At 64.5% G+C, this 15,335-nt stretch carries 12 protein-coding genes; 9 read left to right on the forward strand and 3 right to left on the reverse strand.

Features of this window, described 5'->3' with window-relative positions; translation table 11 throughout:
• Nucleotides 1–40 precede the first annotated feature (40 nt).
• Both HUW43_RS08990 and HUW43_RS08995 read left to right on the forward strand, forming a co-directional pair.
• On the forward strand, nt 41–949 hold the full coding sequence (locus HUW43_RS08990; RefSeq protein ID WP_188237083.1) for a neutral zinc metallopeptidase: 909 nt from the start codon (nt 41–43) through the stop codon (nt 947–949).
• Entirely contained in the window at nt 922–2,208 is a 1,287-nt protein-coding gene (locus HUW43_RS08995; RefSeq protein WP_188237084.1) for a metal-dependent hydrolase family protein, read from the forward strand. The genes HUW43_RS08990 and HUW43_RS08995 overlap by 28 nt, the downstream gene beginning before the upstream one ends.
• A 135-nt stretch (nt 2,209–2,343) precedes the next feature.
• Here HUW43_RS08995 and HUW43_RS09000 read toward each other — a convergent pair whose 3' ends face one another.
• Nucleotides 2,344–2,808 carry a PilZ domain-containing protein gene (locus HUW43_RS09000; protein WP_188237085.1) on the reverse strand — a complete coding sequence of 155 codons (465 nt, stop codon included), beginning with the start codon at nt 2,806–2,808 and terminating at the stop codon, nt 2,344–2,346.
• A 233-nt stretch (nt 2,809–3,041) separates the two neighbouring features.
• Here HUW43_RS09000 and HUW43_RS09005 point away from each other — a divergent pair, with 233 nt between their 5' ends.
• The 4 genes from HUW43_RS09005 (at nt 3,042) to HUW43_RS09020 (ending at nt 10,007) form a co-directional block, all read left to right on the forward strand.
• The gene (locus HUW43_RS09005) at nt 3,042–5,108 is read left to right on the forward strand and encodes an alpha/beta hydrolase family protein (RefSeq protein ID WP_188237086.1); all 2,067 of its coding nucleotides are present in this window, start codon (nt 3,042–3,044) and stop codon (nt 5,106–5,108) included.
• 212 nt (nt 5,109–5,320) lie between these two features.
• Nucleotides 5,321–8,002, forward strand: a complete 2,682-nt coding sequence (locus HUW43_RS09010; RefSeq protein ID WP_188237087.1) for a valine--tRNA ligase — start codon at nt 5,321–5,323, stop codon at nt 8,000–8,002.
• A 101-nt stretch (nt 8,003–8,103) separates the two neighbouring features.
• Nucleotides 8,104–9,276 carry a sensor histidine kinase gene (locus HUW43_RS09015; RefSeq protein ID WP_188237088.1) on the forward strand — a complete coding sequence of 391 codons (1,173 nt, stop codon included), beginning with the start codon at nt 8,104–8,106 and terminating at the stop codon, nt 9,274–9,276.
• Entirely contained in the window at nt 9,276–10,007 is a 732-nt protein-coding gene (locus HUW43_RS09020) for a LytR/AlgR family response regulator transcription factor (protein WP_120222191.1), read from the forward strand. The genes HUW43_RS09015 and HUW43_RS09020 overlap by 1 nt, the downstream gene beginning before the upstream one ends.
• 58 nt (nt 10,008–10,065) lie before the next feature.
• Here HUW43_RS09020 and HUW43_RS15695 read toward each other — a convergent pair whose 3' ends face one another.
• Nucleotides 10,066–10,665: a UrcA family protein gene (locus HUW43_RS15695; RefSeq protein ID WP_317450848.1), complete on the reverse strand. Its 600-nt coding sequence runs from the start codon at nt 10,663–10,665 to the stop codon at nt 10,066–10,068.
• An 11-nt stretch (nt 10,666–10,676) separates the two neighbouring features.
• Here HUW43_RS15695 and HUW43_RS09030 point away from each other — a divergent pair, with 11 nt between their 5' ends.
• Nucleotides 10,677–11,177: a hypothetical protein gene (locus HUW43_RS09030; RefSeq protein WP_188237090.1), complete on the forward strand. Its 501-nt coding sequence runs from the start codon at nt 10,677–10,679 to the stop codon at nt 11,175–11,177.
• Here HUW43_RS09030 and HUW43_RS09035 read toward each other — a convergent pair.
• The gene (locus tag HUW43_RS09035; protein ID WP_188237091.1) at nt 11,158–11,559 is read right to left on the reverse strand and encodes a hypothetical protein; all 402 of its coding nucleotides are present in this window, start codon (nt 11,557–11,559) and stop codon (nt 11,158–11,160) included. The two genes, HUW43_RS09030 and HUW43_RS09035, sit on opposite strands and share 20 nt — an antisense overlap.
• A 375-nt stretch (nt 11,560–11,934) precedes the next feature.
• Here HUW43_RS09035 and uvrA point away from each other — a divergent pair, with 375 nt between their 5' ends.
• Both uvrA and ruvX read left to right on the forward strand, forming a co-directional pair.
• Complete coding sequence (gene uvrA, locus HUW43_RS09040) at nt 11,935–14,844, forward strand: excinuclease ABC subunit UvrA (protein WP_188237092.1); 2,910 nt, start codon at nt 11,935–11,937, stop codon at nt 14,842–14,844.
• A complete protein-coding gene (gene ruvX, locus HUW43_RS09045) occupies nt 14,841–15,299 on the forward strand; it encodes a Holliday junction resolvase RuvX (RefSeq protein WP_188237093.1) in 459 nt (152 codons plus the stop codon). The genes uvrA and ruvX overlap by 4 nt, the downstream gene beginning before the upstream one ends.
• Nucleotides 15,300–15,335 lie beyond the last annotated feature (36 nt).

Below are 15,335 nucleotides of genomic sequence, written 5' to 3' on the forward strand. Positions count from 1 at the left end.
ACACTCCGGCTGAAACGACCCTTGCCGGTGGAGAAGCCCGATGCGCCTCGACGATTATGATCCCGGAGACGATATTCGCGACCTGGGCCGGGGCGGCGGCGGGTTCGGCGGAGGCGGAGGCGGCGGCCTTGGCGGGCTGCTTATCGGCTTTCTGCCGATGCTGCTCGGCCGCAAGATGGGGTGCGGGACGATCCTGCTGCTCGGCGCGGTCGCCTTTTTCCTGCTCGGACCCGGCGCCAACATGCTGAGCATGGGCGGCGGCACCGCCGATCCGATGGCGGACAGCCGCGGCGCCCCGCAAGGCGTCGCCTGCGATACGGAAGCCGAGCGTTTCGCGTGCAACGTTTTTGGTTCGACGCATCAGATATGGGGCGACCTTATCAACGGCTATCAACGGCCAACGCTCAATTTCTTCACCGACCAGAACCAGTCCGCCTGCGGCGCGGCGCAGGCTGCAATGGGGCCCTTCTATTGCCCCGCCGATCAGGGCATCTACCTCGACACCAGCTTCTTCCGCGAGCTTGAACAGCGGTTCGGCGCGGCGGGCGACGCCGCGCAGGCCTATGTCGTGGCGCACGAGGTCGGCCATCATATCCAGACGATCAGCGGCATCGCGAATCAGGTGCGCCAGGCGCAGGCGCGCAGCTCGCAGGCGGAAGGCAATCAGCTTCAGGTCCGCATGGAACTTCAGGCCGATTGCTACGCCGGTGTCTGGGCGGCGCGCGCGCGCAACAGCGCGGGTCAGCCCGTGATGGAACCGGGCGACATGGAAGAAGCCATGCGCGCCGCCAATGCGATCGGCGACGACACGCTGATGCGCTCGGCGGGACAGCGCCCGGTGCCCGAAAGCTTTACCCACGGGACGAGCGAACAACGCATGGCCTGGCTGCGCCGCGGCCTGCAAACCGGGGATCCGCGCCAGTGCAATACCTTCGACGCCGCCATCTGAGCGCCGCGCTCGCGGCGGGTCTTTTGGCGGCATCGCCGACGTCGGCCGAAAATCTTTATATCGAAGCCGGACGATTGATCGATGGTATCTCCAGCGAAGTCCGCACCGGCCAGTGCATCACCGTCGGGGCCGAGCGCATCGAGGCGGTCGGTCCATGCGGGCCGACGCCCGATGGCGCGAAGCGGCTCGACTGGTCCGCCTTCACCGTCCTGCCCGGCCTGATCGACCTCCACACCCACCTCGCCGACCTTGGCCAGAGCGCCGACCTCGCCGCGCCGATCAAGGCGTCGCCCGCCGAAACCGCGCTCGTCGGCGCGCGCAATGCACGCGTGACGCTGGAAGCCGGATTCACCAGCGTGCGCGATGTCGGCACCTATCGCGGACTCACCGACGTCGCCTTGCGCAATGCGATCGACCGCGGCGACGTGCCGGGACCGCGCATGTGGGTCGCGGGCGCCTATATCACTGTCCCCAGGGGTGGCGGCGAACTGAACGGCGTCGTCCCGAACGAACAATTGCCATCCGATATGCGCCTCGGCGTCGCCGCGACGGCAGAGGAAGCCGGGGCGAAAGCGGCCTGGCTGCTCGACCATGGCGCCGATTTCATCAAGGCGATCGCCACCGGCGCGGTGCTCGCGATCGGAACCGAGCCAGGCGCGCCCGAACTGACGGTCGATCAACTCCGCGCGGTGGTGCAGGTCGCCCATGCCCGCGGCAAAAAAGTTACCGCGCACGCCCACGGCGCAGAGGGGATCAAGAACGCCATCCGTGCCGGGGTCGACAGCATTGAACACGCCAGCCTTGCCGACGAAGAGGCGTTGCACCTCGCGAAACGGCACGGCACCTGGCTTGCGATGGACATCTACAACGGCAGCTGGATCGACGAGGAAGGCACGAAACAGGGCTGGCCCGCCGAATATCTGCGCAAGAATCGCGAAACCACCGACGCGCAGCGCGCCGCCTTTCGCCGCGCGGTCGAACTGGGCGTCAAGATCGGCTATGCAACCGACGCCGGCGTCTATCCGCACGGGCTTAACGCGCGACAGTTTCGCAATATGGTCCAATATGGGATGACGCCGATGCAGGCGATCCAGTCGGCAACGGGCCGCGCGGCGGAGGAAATGGGCCGCACCGACGTCGGCGCGATCGTCCCCGGCCGCTTTGCCGATTTCATAGCGGTAAAGGCCGACCCGCTCGCCGACATCACGGTTCTTGAGAAAATCGACCATGTGATGAAGGGCGGTGTGCTGGTGCGTTAGGAGGCGCAGCTTTGCCTGACCTTCGATGGTCAGGCGACAACGCCATGCACCAAAGCGGCAACGCCCCTGTTCCGTTTGTGTCGAGCCAGGTCGAGACGCCAGCGGGAATACGGCCCTGATGAAACGCGCGCCGCTCTAATATTCGACGATGATGCGGACCCGGTCGATGCCAAGCCCCGCGGCGCGGGCGATCTGTTCGCGGCTGCGGTCGATCACGTCCTGAAAGGATTCGGGTTCGGTATCGCCACGCGATTCGTCGAGCGCGGGTTCCGGGCGTGCCACGCGAACGCTGGATGCAGGCGTCACTGGGTCAATTGCCTCGGGCGCCGGGGCGGGGGCGCTTTTCAACTCCACCGCGCTCAGCGTCGCCGAAGATACCGGGCCTTCGAACTGGCAGCCGAATAGCCGTCCGCTCGCCCAGATGACGACCGCGGTGATGCCCCCCGCATGGGGAAGCTCGATTTCGATCCGGTCACAGGGTTCCAGCTGGATGTCGCTTTCAAACAGCAGCCCCGTTCCCGATATATTGTGGATCTGGACCGCGATGCCCGTCCCGTCATGCTTCACGCCACGGGCAAGCAGGCTCAGTTTGCGGCGCACGTCCTGGCGTTTGTCGCCATTCGGCGCCAGGGGGAGGAAATGTCCGTAAATGGGCATGAGCTTTTGTTGGGGTTGACTGGTTAAAGGAAGGTTAGCGAGCCCGTCGAAAGGCGGCGTTCGGTGCAGAATATCCGGGTGATCGCCGCGGCGGGCCATGCGGACGCGCTGACCGAAAGCCGCGCGTCCGCGACGAACGCGCTTGAACGCGCTCGCGTCGTCGCTAAACCATTTTCATGCGTAACCTTCTCCTGACCAGCGCGCTCGCGCTCGCCGCCGCCCTTTCGTCCCCCGCCATGGCCCGGCCGATGACCGAGGTGGACCTTGCAACATTGAAGCGCGTCGCCGCGCCCGCCGCATCGCCCGACGGGCGCTGGGTGGTATTCCAGATGACCGAGACCGAGGCGGGCACCTACAAGCGTTCGACCGGCCTCTGGCTCGTTGATCGTCATGCCAAAGGCGCCAAGCCGATTCCGATCGCGGACAGTGTTGGCAAAAACGAAAGCGCCCCTGCTTTTGACAGGAACGGCATCCTCTATTTCCTGTCGAACGCGTCGGGCAAAAGCGAGGTGTGGCGGACCGATCCCAAAGTCGGGGGCGCCGCGATGCAGGTCACCGACACCAGGGCCGACGTCGCGGGTTTCAAGATTTCGCCTGACGCGACGAAGCTGCTTGCCTGGGGCGACATTCCCAAGGAATGCACCGACTTCGGTTGCGAAGCGAAAGACAAGGGCGCGCTCGTCGGCCCTGGCAGCGGCCGACTTTACAAGGATGGCGTCGGCTTCGTCCGCCACTGGGACGAATGGGAAACGCCGGGCACCTACAGCCGCCCCTTCATCTTCAACCTGGACGGCGGCAAGGCGACCGCCGCCCGCCCCGCCGATGCCGGGCTGATCGGCGACACGCCGACCAAACCCTTTGGCGGCGGCGAGGAACTCGCCTGGGGTGCCGACAGCCGCACCGTCTTTTTCACGATGCGCAAGGCCGACCGGAACGAACCGATGTCGACCAACCTCGACATCTATCGCTGGCTTGTCGACAGCCGGATGATGCCGGTCAACCTGACGGCGGACAATCAGGCCACCGACACGCTGCCCACGCCTTCGCCCGATGGGAAATGGCTTGCCTATGCCGCGATGGCGCGGCCGGGTTATGAGGCCGACCGGCTGGTGCTGATGCTCCGCGACCTCGAAAGCGGAAAGACCCGGAAACTCACCGACGCATGGGATCGCTCGGTCGGTTCGATCGCCTGGGCGCCCGACGGCAAGTCGCTCTATGTGACTGCGCAGGATGTGCTTGAACATCCCATGTTCCGCGTCGATGTTGCAACGGGCAGGGTCGAGCGGCTGAAGGCATCGCCCGAGGCGCTGGAGGGCAATATCGGCGACGTCACACCGCTTTCCGGCGGCGCGCTTCTTTATTCGCGCAACAGCGCGCTCGCGCCGACCGACCTGTTCGTGCGCGATGCCAGGGGCAAGGTCCGACAGCTCACCAATGTGAATGCCGATCGCCTTGCCGAGTTCGATCCGGTCAAGCTCGAAAAGATCCGCTTCGCGGGGGCGAACGGCGACACCGTCTGGGGCATGATCCTGAAACCCGCGAACAGCACGGCGAAGCTTCCGGTTGCCTTCATCGTCCATGGCGGCCCGCAGAGCAGCTTTGGCAACAGCTGGTCGACGCGCTGGAACCCGCGTCTGTTCGCGCAGCAGGGCTATGGTGTCGTTACCGTCGATTTCCACGGTTCGACGGGCTATGGTCAGGCCTTCACCGACAGCATCAACCGGGATTGGGGCGGCAAGCCGCTCGAAGACCTGAAACTCGGCCTTGCCGCGGCGGGCCAGCAGGATGCGCAGCTCGACGTCGCCAACGCCTGCGCGCTCGGCGCCTCCTATGGCGGCTATATGATGAACTGGATCGCCGGTCAGTGGACCGACGGCTTCAAATGCCTCGTCCAGCACGACGGCGTATTTGATCTGCGCGCCATGGCGTTCGAGACCGAGGAACTATGGTTCGACGAATGGGATCATGGCGGCCCCTGGTGGGAACGCACCGACCCCGAAAAGTGGAACCCGGTCAATCATGTCGACAAGTGGAAAACCCCGATGCTCGTCATCACCGGCGAAAAGGATTTCCGCATCCCCTACAGCCAGGGCCTCGCCGCCTTCACCGCGCTCCAGCGCCGCGGCGTGCCGTCGCAGCTGCTCGTCTTTCCCGACGAAAACCATTGGGTGCTGAAGGGCGCGAACAGCGTCCAGTGGCACCAGACAGTGTTCAATTGGCTGGATAGCTATTTGAAGAAATAACGACCGCTCCGATTCCGTTCGTGTCGAGCGCTTCGACGGCCTTGCAGGCGCTCAGGATAAGCGTCGATCGTTGGTCGAAGTCGATACACCGCGAGGCCGGGCGCCATCGACGGGCGCCTCGACTTCGCTCGATGCGAACGGAACAGCGGTAACGTCCGCCGGACAGCTTCCCCCTTGCCGCCTCGCCGCCCGGCTGGCAAAGGCGCCCCGCTATGCCGATGGAAAAAACCTTTGATCCCGCCGCCATTGAAGCGAAATGGGCCCATGCGTGGGAAAGCCGCGGGCTGTTCCGTCCGCACCGCCCCGACGCCACCCCCTTCACGATCGTCAACCCACCGCCCAATGTCACCGGCGCGCTGCACATCGGCCACGCGCTCGACAATACGTTGCAGGACGTGCTGATCCGTTACGAACGGCTGCGCGGCAAGGATGCGCTGTGGGTCGTCGGCACCGACCATGCCGGCATCGCGACGCAGATGGTCGTTGAGCGCCAGCTCAATGAACGCCAGCAGAAGCGCACCGATTTCACCCGCGACGAGTTCGTCGACAAGGTGTGGGAATGGAAGGCGGAGAGCGGCGGCCAGATCACCCGCCAGCTTCGCCGCCTCGGCTGCTCGATGGACTGGAGCCGCGAACAGTTCACGATGGACCCGCATTTCACCAAGGCGGTGGTCAAGGTTTTCGTCGACCTGCACAAGAAGGGCCTGATCTACCGCGACAAGCGGCTGGTGAACTGGGACCCCAAGCTCAAGACCGCAATATCCGACCTCGAAGTCGAAACGCACGAGGTGCAGGGCGGATTCTGGCATTTCAAATATCCGCTCGCCGACGGCGTGACGCTCGATGACGGGCGCGACCATATCGTGGTCGCGACAACGCGGCCCGAAACGATGCTTGCCGACATGGCGGTCGCCGTGCATCCGGGCGACGAACGCTACAGGAGCGTGATCGGCAAGCTGGTCAAGCTGCCGATTACGGGCCGCCTTGTGCCGGTCGTCGCCGACGAGCATGCCGACCCCGAACTGGGCAGCGGCGCGGTGAAGATCACGCCGGGGCATGATTTCAACGACTTCGAAGTCGGCAAGCGCGCTGGTTTCAAGCCCGGCGAAATGCTGAACATGCTCGACGGCGACGCGAACGTCATCCAGACCGCCGACGGGCTGATCCCGCAGGAATATCTCGGCCTTCACCGTTTTCGGCGCGACGGTGTCGATGGCGCGCGCGAACTGGTGGTGCGGCGGATGAAGGAAGCCGGCTTCCTGATCCCGCACATCGACAAGGATGGGGGCGAACATGATGCCGAGCCGCGCGCGATCCAGACTCCCTTCGGCGACCGCGGCGGCGTGGTGATCGAACCCTGGCTGACCGACCAATGGTATGTCGACGCCGAAAAACTCGCAGAGCCGCCGATGCGGGCGGTACGCGACGGGCGCATCCAGATCGTGCCAAAGACGTGGGAAAAGACTTTCTTCAACTGGATGGAGAATATCCAGCCCTGGTGCGTCTCGCGGCAATTGTGGTGGGGCCACCGGATTCCGGCCTGGTATGCCGACGACGGCCGCATCTTTGTCGCCGAGACCGAACAGGAAGCACAGGCCGAAGCGGGCGCAGGCGTTACGCTCACGCGCGACGAGGACGTCCTCGACACCTGGTTCTCCTCGGCGCTCTGGCCCTTCGCGACGCTCGGCTGGCCCGAAAATAGCGATCTCCTCAACCGCCACTACCCCAACGACGTCCTTATCTCGGGCTTCGACATCCTCTTTTTCTGGGATGCCCGCATGGCGATGATGGGGATGGAGTTCATGGGGGAAGTCCCGTGGCGGACGCTCTATCTCCATGGCCTCGTCCGCGCGCCCGACGGCGCGAAAATGTCGAAGTCAAAGGGCAATGTCGTCGATCCGATCGGGCTGATCGACCAATATGGCGCCGACGCGCTGCGCTTTTTCATGGCAGCGATGGAAACCCAGGGCCGCGACATCAAGATGGATGACGCGCGCCTGGCAGGCTATCGCAATTTTGCGACGAAGCTGTGGAACGCCGCGCGCTTCTGCGAAGCCAATGGCATTTCGGCCTCGACCAGCCTTGACGCCCCCGCGGCGATGCTGCCGGTCAATCGCTGGATCATCGGCGAGGTCGCGGACACCGTCGCCGCGATGGAGACCGCCTTCGCCGCCTATCGCTTCGACGAAGCCGCGAACGCCATCTACAGCTTTGCCTGGGACCGCTTCTGCGACTGGTATCTGGAGCTGATCAAGGGAAATATCGACGACGAGACCAGAGTGGTCGCGGGCTGGGTGCTCGACCAGATCCTTGTCATGCTCCACCCCTTTATGCCCTTCATCACCGAAGAGCTGTGGACGGGGCTTGGCGAGCGCGCGGATTATCCGCTGATTACGGCCAAATGGCCCGCACCGAATGCGGCGCGCGACGCAGACGCCAGCGCCGACATCGACTGGCTGATCAAGCTGGTGAGCGAATTGCGCGCGGCCAAGGCCGAACTCGGCCTGCCCCCCGGAGCGCGCCTGACCGCGCATTTTCCGCCGTCGCTCAACGCTCGCGCCGACAAGCTCAAGGCACAGCTCGACCGCCTTGCGCGCCTCGAAACCATCCGCTTCGACCCTGCCCCCGCAGGCGCTTCGGCGCAGCTCGTCGTCGAAGGCGAGACGATCACGGTTCCGCTTGAAGGCGTGATCGACATCGCCGCGGAACGCGATCGGCTGACCAGGGCACTCGCCGCCGCAACGAAGGAGCGCGACAGCCTCGCGGGGCGGCTCAATAACCCCTCTTTCGTCGAGCGCGCGAAGCCCGAAGCCGTTGAAAAGGCACGCGCCGACCATGCCGCCAAGGAAGCGGAGGCCGACCGCCTGGCCGCCGCGCTCGCGCGCCTGGGTTAATCGGCGCGCGGCGCAGCTTTCGACCAAGGCGCGGGCGGCTTCGACTGGCGGCCCGCTGCGCACTGGTCAGCGGGCGGGTATTGGCGCTAGAAGCGGGGATAATGAACGCCAATCTCCGCAAAGACGCGCTGCGCGACCAGCGCGCGAAAATGCTCGCGGCGGCGCCTGACTGGCGCGCGTCCGACGCGCGCGTCAATCCGCGCGTCGCGATCGGGTCGATCCTCGCCATGTGGCTGATCTATTTCCTCATCACCACCGGCCTCGCCATGCTGACCGGCGCGAGCGAACAATGGTCCTATGCCGGGCGCCGCGCGATCGTCGTGGTCGCGGGCATCCTGTGCACCTTCGTGCTCTATCAATTGCTCCAGCGCGTGCAGCCGCGCAGCTTCGGTGCGCGGCTCGCCGCGGCGCTCGGCGCGGCGGTGCCGCTCGTGATCCTCTATGCGAGCATCAACCTGTTCGTTTTCTTCTATTGGTTCCCGGCGCCCGACACCGCGAAGATCATCGAAGAGGTGCAGTCGAAGTTCCCGGTGGCGTGGGAAATGGTGCTGATCCTCGACAGTTCGATCCGCTGGTATTTCTTTTTTGCCGTGTGGGCGGCGCTTTATGTCGCTTTCGGCTATGCGAACGAGATGCGCGCGGTCGAACGCCGCGCCAATCATTTCCGTATGGAGGCCAAGAATGCGCAGCTCCGCGCGCTCCATTACCAGGTCAATCCGCATTTCCTGTTCAACACGCTGAACTCGCTCTCGACGCTCGTGCTCAAGGGCTCGAAGAGCGAGGCCGAGACGATGATCATGAACCTGTCGTCCTTCCTGCGCTCAAGCCTTGCGGTCGATCCCGAGCAGCTCGTCAGTCTCGACGAGGAAATCGCGCTCCAGCGCCTTTATCTGGACATCGAGCAAGCGCGCTTTCCTGACCGGTTGCAAGTCGAGGTGTCGATGCCCGACGAGCTCAAACATGCGTGCGTGCCGGTGCTCATCCTGCAACCGATCATCGAAAATGCGATCAAATATGGCGTGTCGCCCAGCAAGGGCAAAATCGCGATTCGCCTGCAAGCCAGCGCCGAATATGGCCTGCTCGTCTTGCGCATCGAAAATGACATCGACCCCAAGGCGCCGGTGCCGGCGTCCGGAACCGGCCTTGGCCTCGGCAATGTTCGCGAGCGCTTGCTGACCCGCTATGGCCCCGCGGCTGGGTGCGAATGGGGCAAATCGGACGATGGCGGCTTTGTCGTTTCGCTATGGCTGCCGCTGGCACGGGAGGCTTGCTGATGCTTCAGACCTTGCGCACATTGATCGTCGATGACGAGCCGCTTGCGATCGAGCGGCTTCAGATCCTTGCCGGGCAACAGGATGGGATTTCGCTCGTCGGCACCGCCAGCGACGGCGCCTCGGCGCTGCGCATGGTCGATGCGCTCGCCCCCGACCTGCTGCTCTGCGACATCGCGATGCCCGACCTCAACGGGCTGGAGGTGGCAGCGGCGATCGAGCGGCTCGACAATCCGCCCGCGATCGTCTTCGTCACCGCCTTCGATCGCTACGCCGTTGCCGCGTTCGAGGTCGCGGCGGTCGACTATCTGCTGAAACCCGTTGCCCCCGACAGGCTGGCGCGCGCCTTGTCGCGCGTACGCGAATGGCGCGCAGCCGAGCGCGCTCCGGCGCAGAAGAGCAAGTGGATCACCGAATTCTGGGTCCAGAACCGCGGCGAGATGCTGCGCATCGACGCGGCGCAGGTCGATCTGATCGAAGCCGAACGCGATTATATGCGCCTGCACGTCGGCGCGCGCAGCTGGCTGATTCACCAGACGATCAAATCGTTGGAAGCACGGATGAACCCCGATCAGTTCATGCGTATCCACCGGTCGAAGATGATCCGGCGGGACGGCATCGTCGGGCTGAAACATCATGGCGACGGCGCGTGGAGCGTCGACCTGGGCGAAGGCGGCGTGCACCGCATCGGCCGCACCTATCTGCACGATGTAAAGGCGATCATGCACGCATGAAAAAGCGGCCATGCCGCCAGGGCATGACCGCCTTCACAAATGATCGCAAGGGACACGATCAGGGCGCGGCGGCGATCACGAGCCGGCCAGCCTCGGCATAGCGCGCGCCATTACCGTTGAAAAGTTCGGCCAGCTTGATCTCCGCGTCAGCCAGCGCCGATTTTTCGCAACGGATCGCGATGGCGCGCTCGTGGAGCGGCTGACGATAATGCGGCCGACTGCCGCACACCTTCTGCACCGCATATTTGACCCGCGTTGTCAGCGATTCGCGGCCGTCTTCGGTTGCAAGGTTGAGGTCATCGTAGCGCACGATAGTCGTTCGCCGTTCGCCTTCTTCGTCGACGGCAGCGGCCGCGGGGACCGCAAGGCCGGTCAGCGCCATCGGTGCCGCCAGCAGGATGAAATTAAGGTTCGCCATGGGGGAGTCCTCTCGCAGGGGATCGGATGCGGGATACGAAGCGCCCGGACCGGGGAGACCGAGGCCCTCCGCATCCCGCAGCGTTGGAATGGCGGATTTGCTCCGTTCGATCACCCCAGGTTCGACCGGATCGGCGGGCACGTCGATCAGACCGACCAATGGCATCCAATCATCGACGAATGGCCGACGGCGCAGTAATTTCGTGACACAATTCTTGCGTCTCGGTGTCAGAACGCCCACTTTTTGTCATCGTGAAGAAATTATCTTGCCAAGCGAGTCGGAAGATCGAAAGCGCACTGCTCCGCGGCGTGCTGCTGGTCGGCGTCGGTGTCCTGTGCGGCGCGCTTCTGGGCGACATGGCCGCAGGAAAGCGGTTGAACGCTGACACGGCCGACATCCCAATGTCCTACACAGCGCTCAGCGCCAACCCCGATGCGGCCGCGAATCCCTTGATCGAACCCGACCCTTGCCGCGCTTGCCCCGACAGCTATGGCGTCGCCGCGCGGCTCCGCGCTGACCGGGAAGATCGCGCGGACGACCTGTTCCGCGCGCTGGGGGCCGTCGAACCGAATGTCGACGACGCCGAGGCCGAGGAAAATTATCAGTATGGCGGCAGTTTTCCTGATCTTGCACCGCGATCGCCCGCGTCAGCCATCGAAAGGCCCACCTCGACACCGGATGGCGAGACGGATCGGGATGCGGAACGCCCCGCCCGAACCGATCCGCCCGATTCTATTGCGGAGGCGTCTTGACCGGCGGCGCGCAGCGCGTCGTGTCACCCGCCTTGCATGCAGCGACGTCGGCTTCCCATTTCATCCGCTCCTCGGCAGACATTGCGGCAAGGCGCGCCTTTTCGGCTTCATAGGCAGCAGTTTCCTCGGCAAAGACTTGCTGGTCGTGCGCAACCTGCTGTGCCGCCGCAGAAACTTCCTGCATATAGAGGAGGTTATCGCTCCGCGCCCGCGCCGCCTGCTCGGCGTTGAGACGTGCGGTGTTGGCCCGCTCTTCGGCCGTGGTGCCATCGGGCAATTTCTTTTGGGCCACAGGCGGCGTGTCGGCTGCCTGCTGCGCGGCGGCCTGACCGGCGGCCAGCAGCGCCAGGGCAAATGAAGCGGTCCATATTGTCCGGGTCATCGAGACTTCTCCTTCGATCCACAGCCTTGCTCCAACGCGCCATCTCGCGCCGCGTTCCGGTCGCTTTTAACCTCGCGTCGGCCAGTCGTCGTGCTTGGCCCATCCTTTCCGCGCAATCGGACCCGCATTTGCGAGCCCGATGAAATATCCACTCAACCGGTCCTTATCGACCCGCTCGCGATCCTGCGCGCCGCAATACTGTTCAGCCTGTGGCAGGGCACGGCGATCGTAGCAACGGGACGCCGACGGGCCGTTGCCACGATGGATCGCTGACCCAAGGGGCCATTGCCGCCGCGCGGCGCCCGTCCTATCCACGCGGCGAAGCGGTATAGACGACCCTTGCGTCTTTAGAACAAATCTGGAACATGCCCATCCATGAGTCTCACCCACATTTCCGTGCGCGGTGCGCGCGAGCATAATCTGAAGGGCGTCGACGTCGATCTTCCGCGCGATGCGCTGATCGTCATCACCGGGCTTTCGGGGTCGGGGAAATCGTCGCTCGCCTTCGACACCATCTATGCGGAGGGGCAGCGGCGCTATGTCGAGTCGCTGTCGGCCTATGCACGCCAGTTCCTCGAAATGATGCAAAAGCCCGATGTCGAGCATATCGACGGCCTCTCGCCCGCGATCAGCATCGAGCAGAAAACGACCAGCCGCAATCCGCGCTCGACCGTCGCGACCGTCACCGAAATCTATGACTATATGCGGCTGCTGTGGGCGCGTGTCGGTATTCCCTATTCGCCTGCAACCGGCGAACCGATCAGCGCGCAGACGGTCAGCCAGATGGTCGACCGCGTAATGCAGCTTCCGGATGGCACGCGCGCCTATCTGCTCGCGCCGGTGGTGCGCGGACGCAAGGGCGAGTATAGGAAAGAACTCGCACAGTGGCAGAAAGAGGGCTTCACCCGCGTCCGCATCGACGGTGAATATTTCGAGATCGAGGACGCCCCGGCGCTCGACAAGAAGTATAAGCATGACATCGAGGTCGTCGTCGATCGCATCGTCGTGCGCGAAGGCATCGAGACGCGGCTTGCCGACAGCTTCGAGACCGCGCTGAAGCTGGCCGAGGGACTCGCTTACGTCGACCTTGCCGACGGTCCGGTGCCGGGGCGCGAGGACGCGGATAGCGGCGGGGCGATGAAGGGCGCAGGCATCCCCGCCAACCGCCTGATTTTCTCTGAAAAATTCGCCTGTCCCGTCAGCGGCTTCACCATCGCCGAGATCGAACCCCGGCTGTTCAGCTTCAACGCGCCACAGGGTGCCTGCCCGGCGTGCGACGGGCTTGGCGAGCGGCTGGAGTTCGACCCCGAGCTGGTGGTCCCGAACCATGCGCTCAGCCTCAGAAAGGGCGCGGTGGTGCCATGGGCGAAATCGAACCCGCCGTCGCCCTATTATATGCAGGTGCTCGAAAGCCTCGGCAAAGCCTATGGCTTCTCGCTCGACACGCCATGGCAGGATCTGCCCGGCGAGGTGCAGCTGATCATCCTCTACGGCACCGGCGGCAAGCCCGTCGAACTGACCTTCAAGGACGGCAAGCGCAGCTATACGACGCACAAGGCGTTCGAGGGGGTAATCGGCAACCTCAACCGCCGGATGCTCCAGACCGAAAGCGCGTGGATGCGCGAGGAGCTGGGCAAATATCAGACGGCACAGCCGTGCGAGACGTGTCACGGCGCGCGGCTGCGCCCCGAACCGCTCGCCGTGAAGATTGCGGGCGAGAATATCAGCATGTCGGCGCAGCGGTCGGTTGCCGACGCGCTCCGATGGTTTTCGACGCTCGACGAAAAGCTGACCGAGCAGCAGCGCCAGATCGCCAGGGCGATCCTGAAGGAAATCAACGAACGGCTGGGCTTCCTCAACAATGTCGGGCTCGACTATCTCAACCTCAACCGCACGTCGGGCACGCTGTCGGGCGGCGAAAGCCAGCGCATCCGCCTGGCAAGCCAGATCGGCAGCGGACTTTCCGGCGTGCTCTATGTGCTCGACGAGCCGAGCATCGGCCTGCACCAGCGCGACAACGACCGGCTGCTGGCAACGCTGAAGCGCCTGCGCGATCTCGGCAACACCGTGATCGTCGTCGAGCATGACGAAGATGCGATCCGCCACGCCGATCATATTGTCGACATGGGCCCCGGCGCGGGCGTCCACGGCGGCGAAATCGTCGCCGAGGGCACGCTCGATGAGGTGCTGACGAACACGAAAAGCCTGACCGCGGCGTATCTGACCGGCGCAAAGAAGATCGAGGTGCCAACGCACCGCCGCCCCGGCAACGGCTTCGACCTGGTGCTCAAGGGCGCGCGCGCGAACAATCTTCAGAATGTCACCGCAAGGATCCCGCTCGGCACCTTCACCTGTGTCACCGGCCTCAGCGGCAGCGGCAAGTCGAGCCTGATCATCGACACGCTCTATGCCGCGGCGGCGCGCACGCTGAACGGAGCGCGGCTTGTCGCGGGGCCGCACGAAAGCCTCACCGGCCTCGAACATTGCGACAAGGTCATCGATATCGACCAGTCACCGATCGGCCGCACGCCGCGCAGCAACCCTGCAACTTATACCGGGGCCTTCACGGTCATCCGCGACTGGTTCGCGGGCCTGCCCGAAAGCCAGGCGCGCGGCTACAAACCCGGTCGCTTCAGCTTCAACGTCAAGGGCGGGCGGTGCGAAACCTGCACCGGCGACGGGCTGATCAAGATCGAGATGCATTTCCTGCCCGACGTCTATGTGACGTGCGAGACATGCCACGGCAAACGCTACAACCGCGAAACGCTGGAGGTGAAGTTCAAGGGGATGAGTATCGCCGACGTGCTCGACATGACCGTCGAGGATGCGGCCGAGTTCTTCAAGGCGGTGCCCGCGATCCGCGACAAGATGGCTATGCTCGTCCGCGTCGGGCTTGGCTATATCAAGGTCGGGCAACAGGCGACGACGCTGTCGGGCGGCGAAGCGCAGCGGGTAAAGCTTGCCAAGGAATTGTCGCGGCGCTCGACCGGGCAGACGCTCTATATCCTCGACGAGCCGACGACGGGGCTGCATTTCGAGGATGTGAGGAAGCTGCTCGAAGTGCTGCAGGCGCTTGTCGAACAGGGCAACAGCGTGATCGTGATCGAGCATAACCTCGATGTCATCAAGACCGCCGACTATATCCTCGATCTCGGCCCGGAGGGCGGGGTGAAGGGCGGCGAAATCGTTGCATGCGGCACGCCCGAACAGGTGGTGAAGGAAAAACGCAGCTTCACCGGGCAGTATCTCAAGCCATTGCTGGAGAAACAGGCGGCGCCGCAATGATCACCACCGCCGCCGCCGACTTTGCCGCCGCCTTGCCGAACGGCGGCCGCCTTGCGGGGCTCGATGTCGGCACCAGGACGATAGGCGTTGCGCTGTGTGATGCGGGCTGGTCCTTTGCAACGCCAGACAAGACGATTACCCGCAAGAAATTCGCCGCCGACCTCGACACGCTGAGGGCGCTCGTCGCCGCGCAATCGGTCGTCGGGCTGGTCGTCGGCCTGCCGCTCAACATGGACGGCAGCGACAGCCCGCGCACCCAGAGCACGCGCGCCTTTGCGCGCAACCTCGCGCCGCTCGGCCTGCCTGTCCTGCTGTGGGACGAACGCTGGTCGACCGCCGCGGTCGAACGCGCGATGATCGCTGCCGATGTCAGCCGTGCCAAACGCGCGGAACGTGTCGACAGCGCAGCGGCGGCGTTCATCCTGCAGGGTGCGATCGACGCGATGGTGCGATAGCGCAACGTCAGGACGAGCCGTGCCCCCCGAAAGAGA

The organism is Sphingopyxis sp. LK2115, assembly GCF_014595975.1.
Taxonomy (GTDB): domain Bacteria; phylum Pseudomonadota; class Alphaproteobacteria; order Sphingomonadales; family Sphingomonadaceae; genus Sphingopyxis.

What these genes read in the sequence shown, in the direction of transcription:
- HUW43_RS09035 (WP_188237091.1), bottom strand. Translation starts at nt 11,559, where the DNA reads ATGACCCGGACAATATGGACCGCTTCATTTGCCCTGGCGCTGCTGGCC.
- HUW43_RS09010 (WP_188237087.1), top strand. Translation starts at nt 5,321, where the DNA reads ATGCCGATGGAAAAAACCTTTGATCCCGCCGCCATTGAAGCGAAATGG.
- uvrA (WP_188237092.1), top strand. Translation starts at nt 11,935, where the DNA reads ATGAGTCTCACCCACATTTCCGTGCGCGGTGCGCGCGAGCATAATCTG.
- HUW43_RS09020 (WP_120222191.1), top strand. Translation starts at nt 9,276, where the DNA reads ATGCTTCAGACCTTGCGCACATTGATCGTCGATGACGAGCCGCTTGCG.
- HUW43_RS09015 (WP_188237088.1), top strand. Translation starts at nt 8,104, where the DNA reads ATGAACGCCAATCTCCGCAAAGACGCGCTGCGCGACCAGCGCGCGAAA.
- HUW43_RS09005 (WP_188237086.1), top strand. Translation starts at nt 3,042, where the DNA reads ATGCGTAACCTTCTCCTGACCAGCGCGCTCGCGCTCGCCGCCGCCCTT.
- ruvX (WP_188237093.1), top strand. Translation starts at nt 14,841, where the DNA reads ATGATCACCACCGCCGCCGCCGACTTTGCCGCCGCCTTGCCGAACGGC.
- HUW43_RS08990 (WP_188237083.1), top strand. Translation starts at nt 41, where the DNA reads ATGCGCCTCGACGATTATGATCCCGGAGACGATATTCGCGACCTGGGC.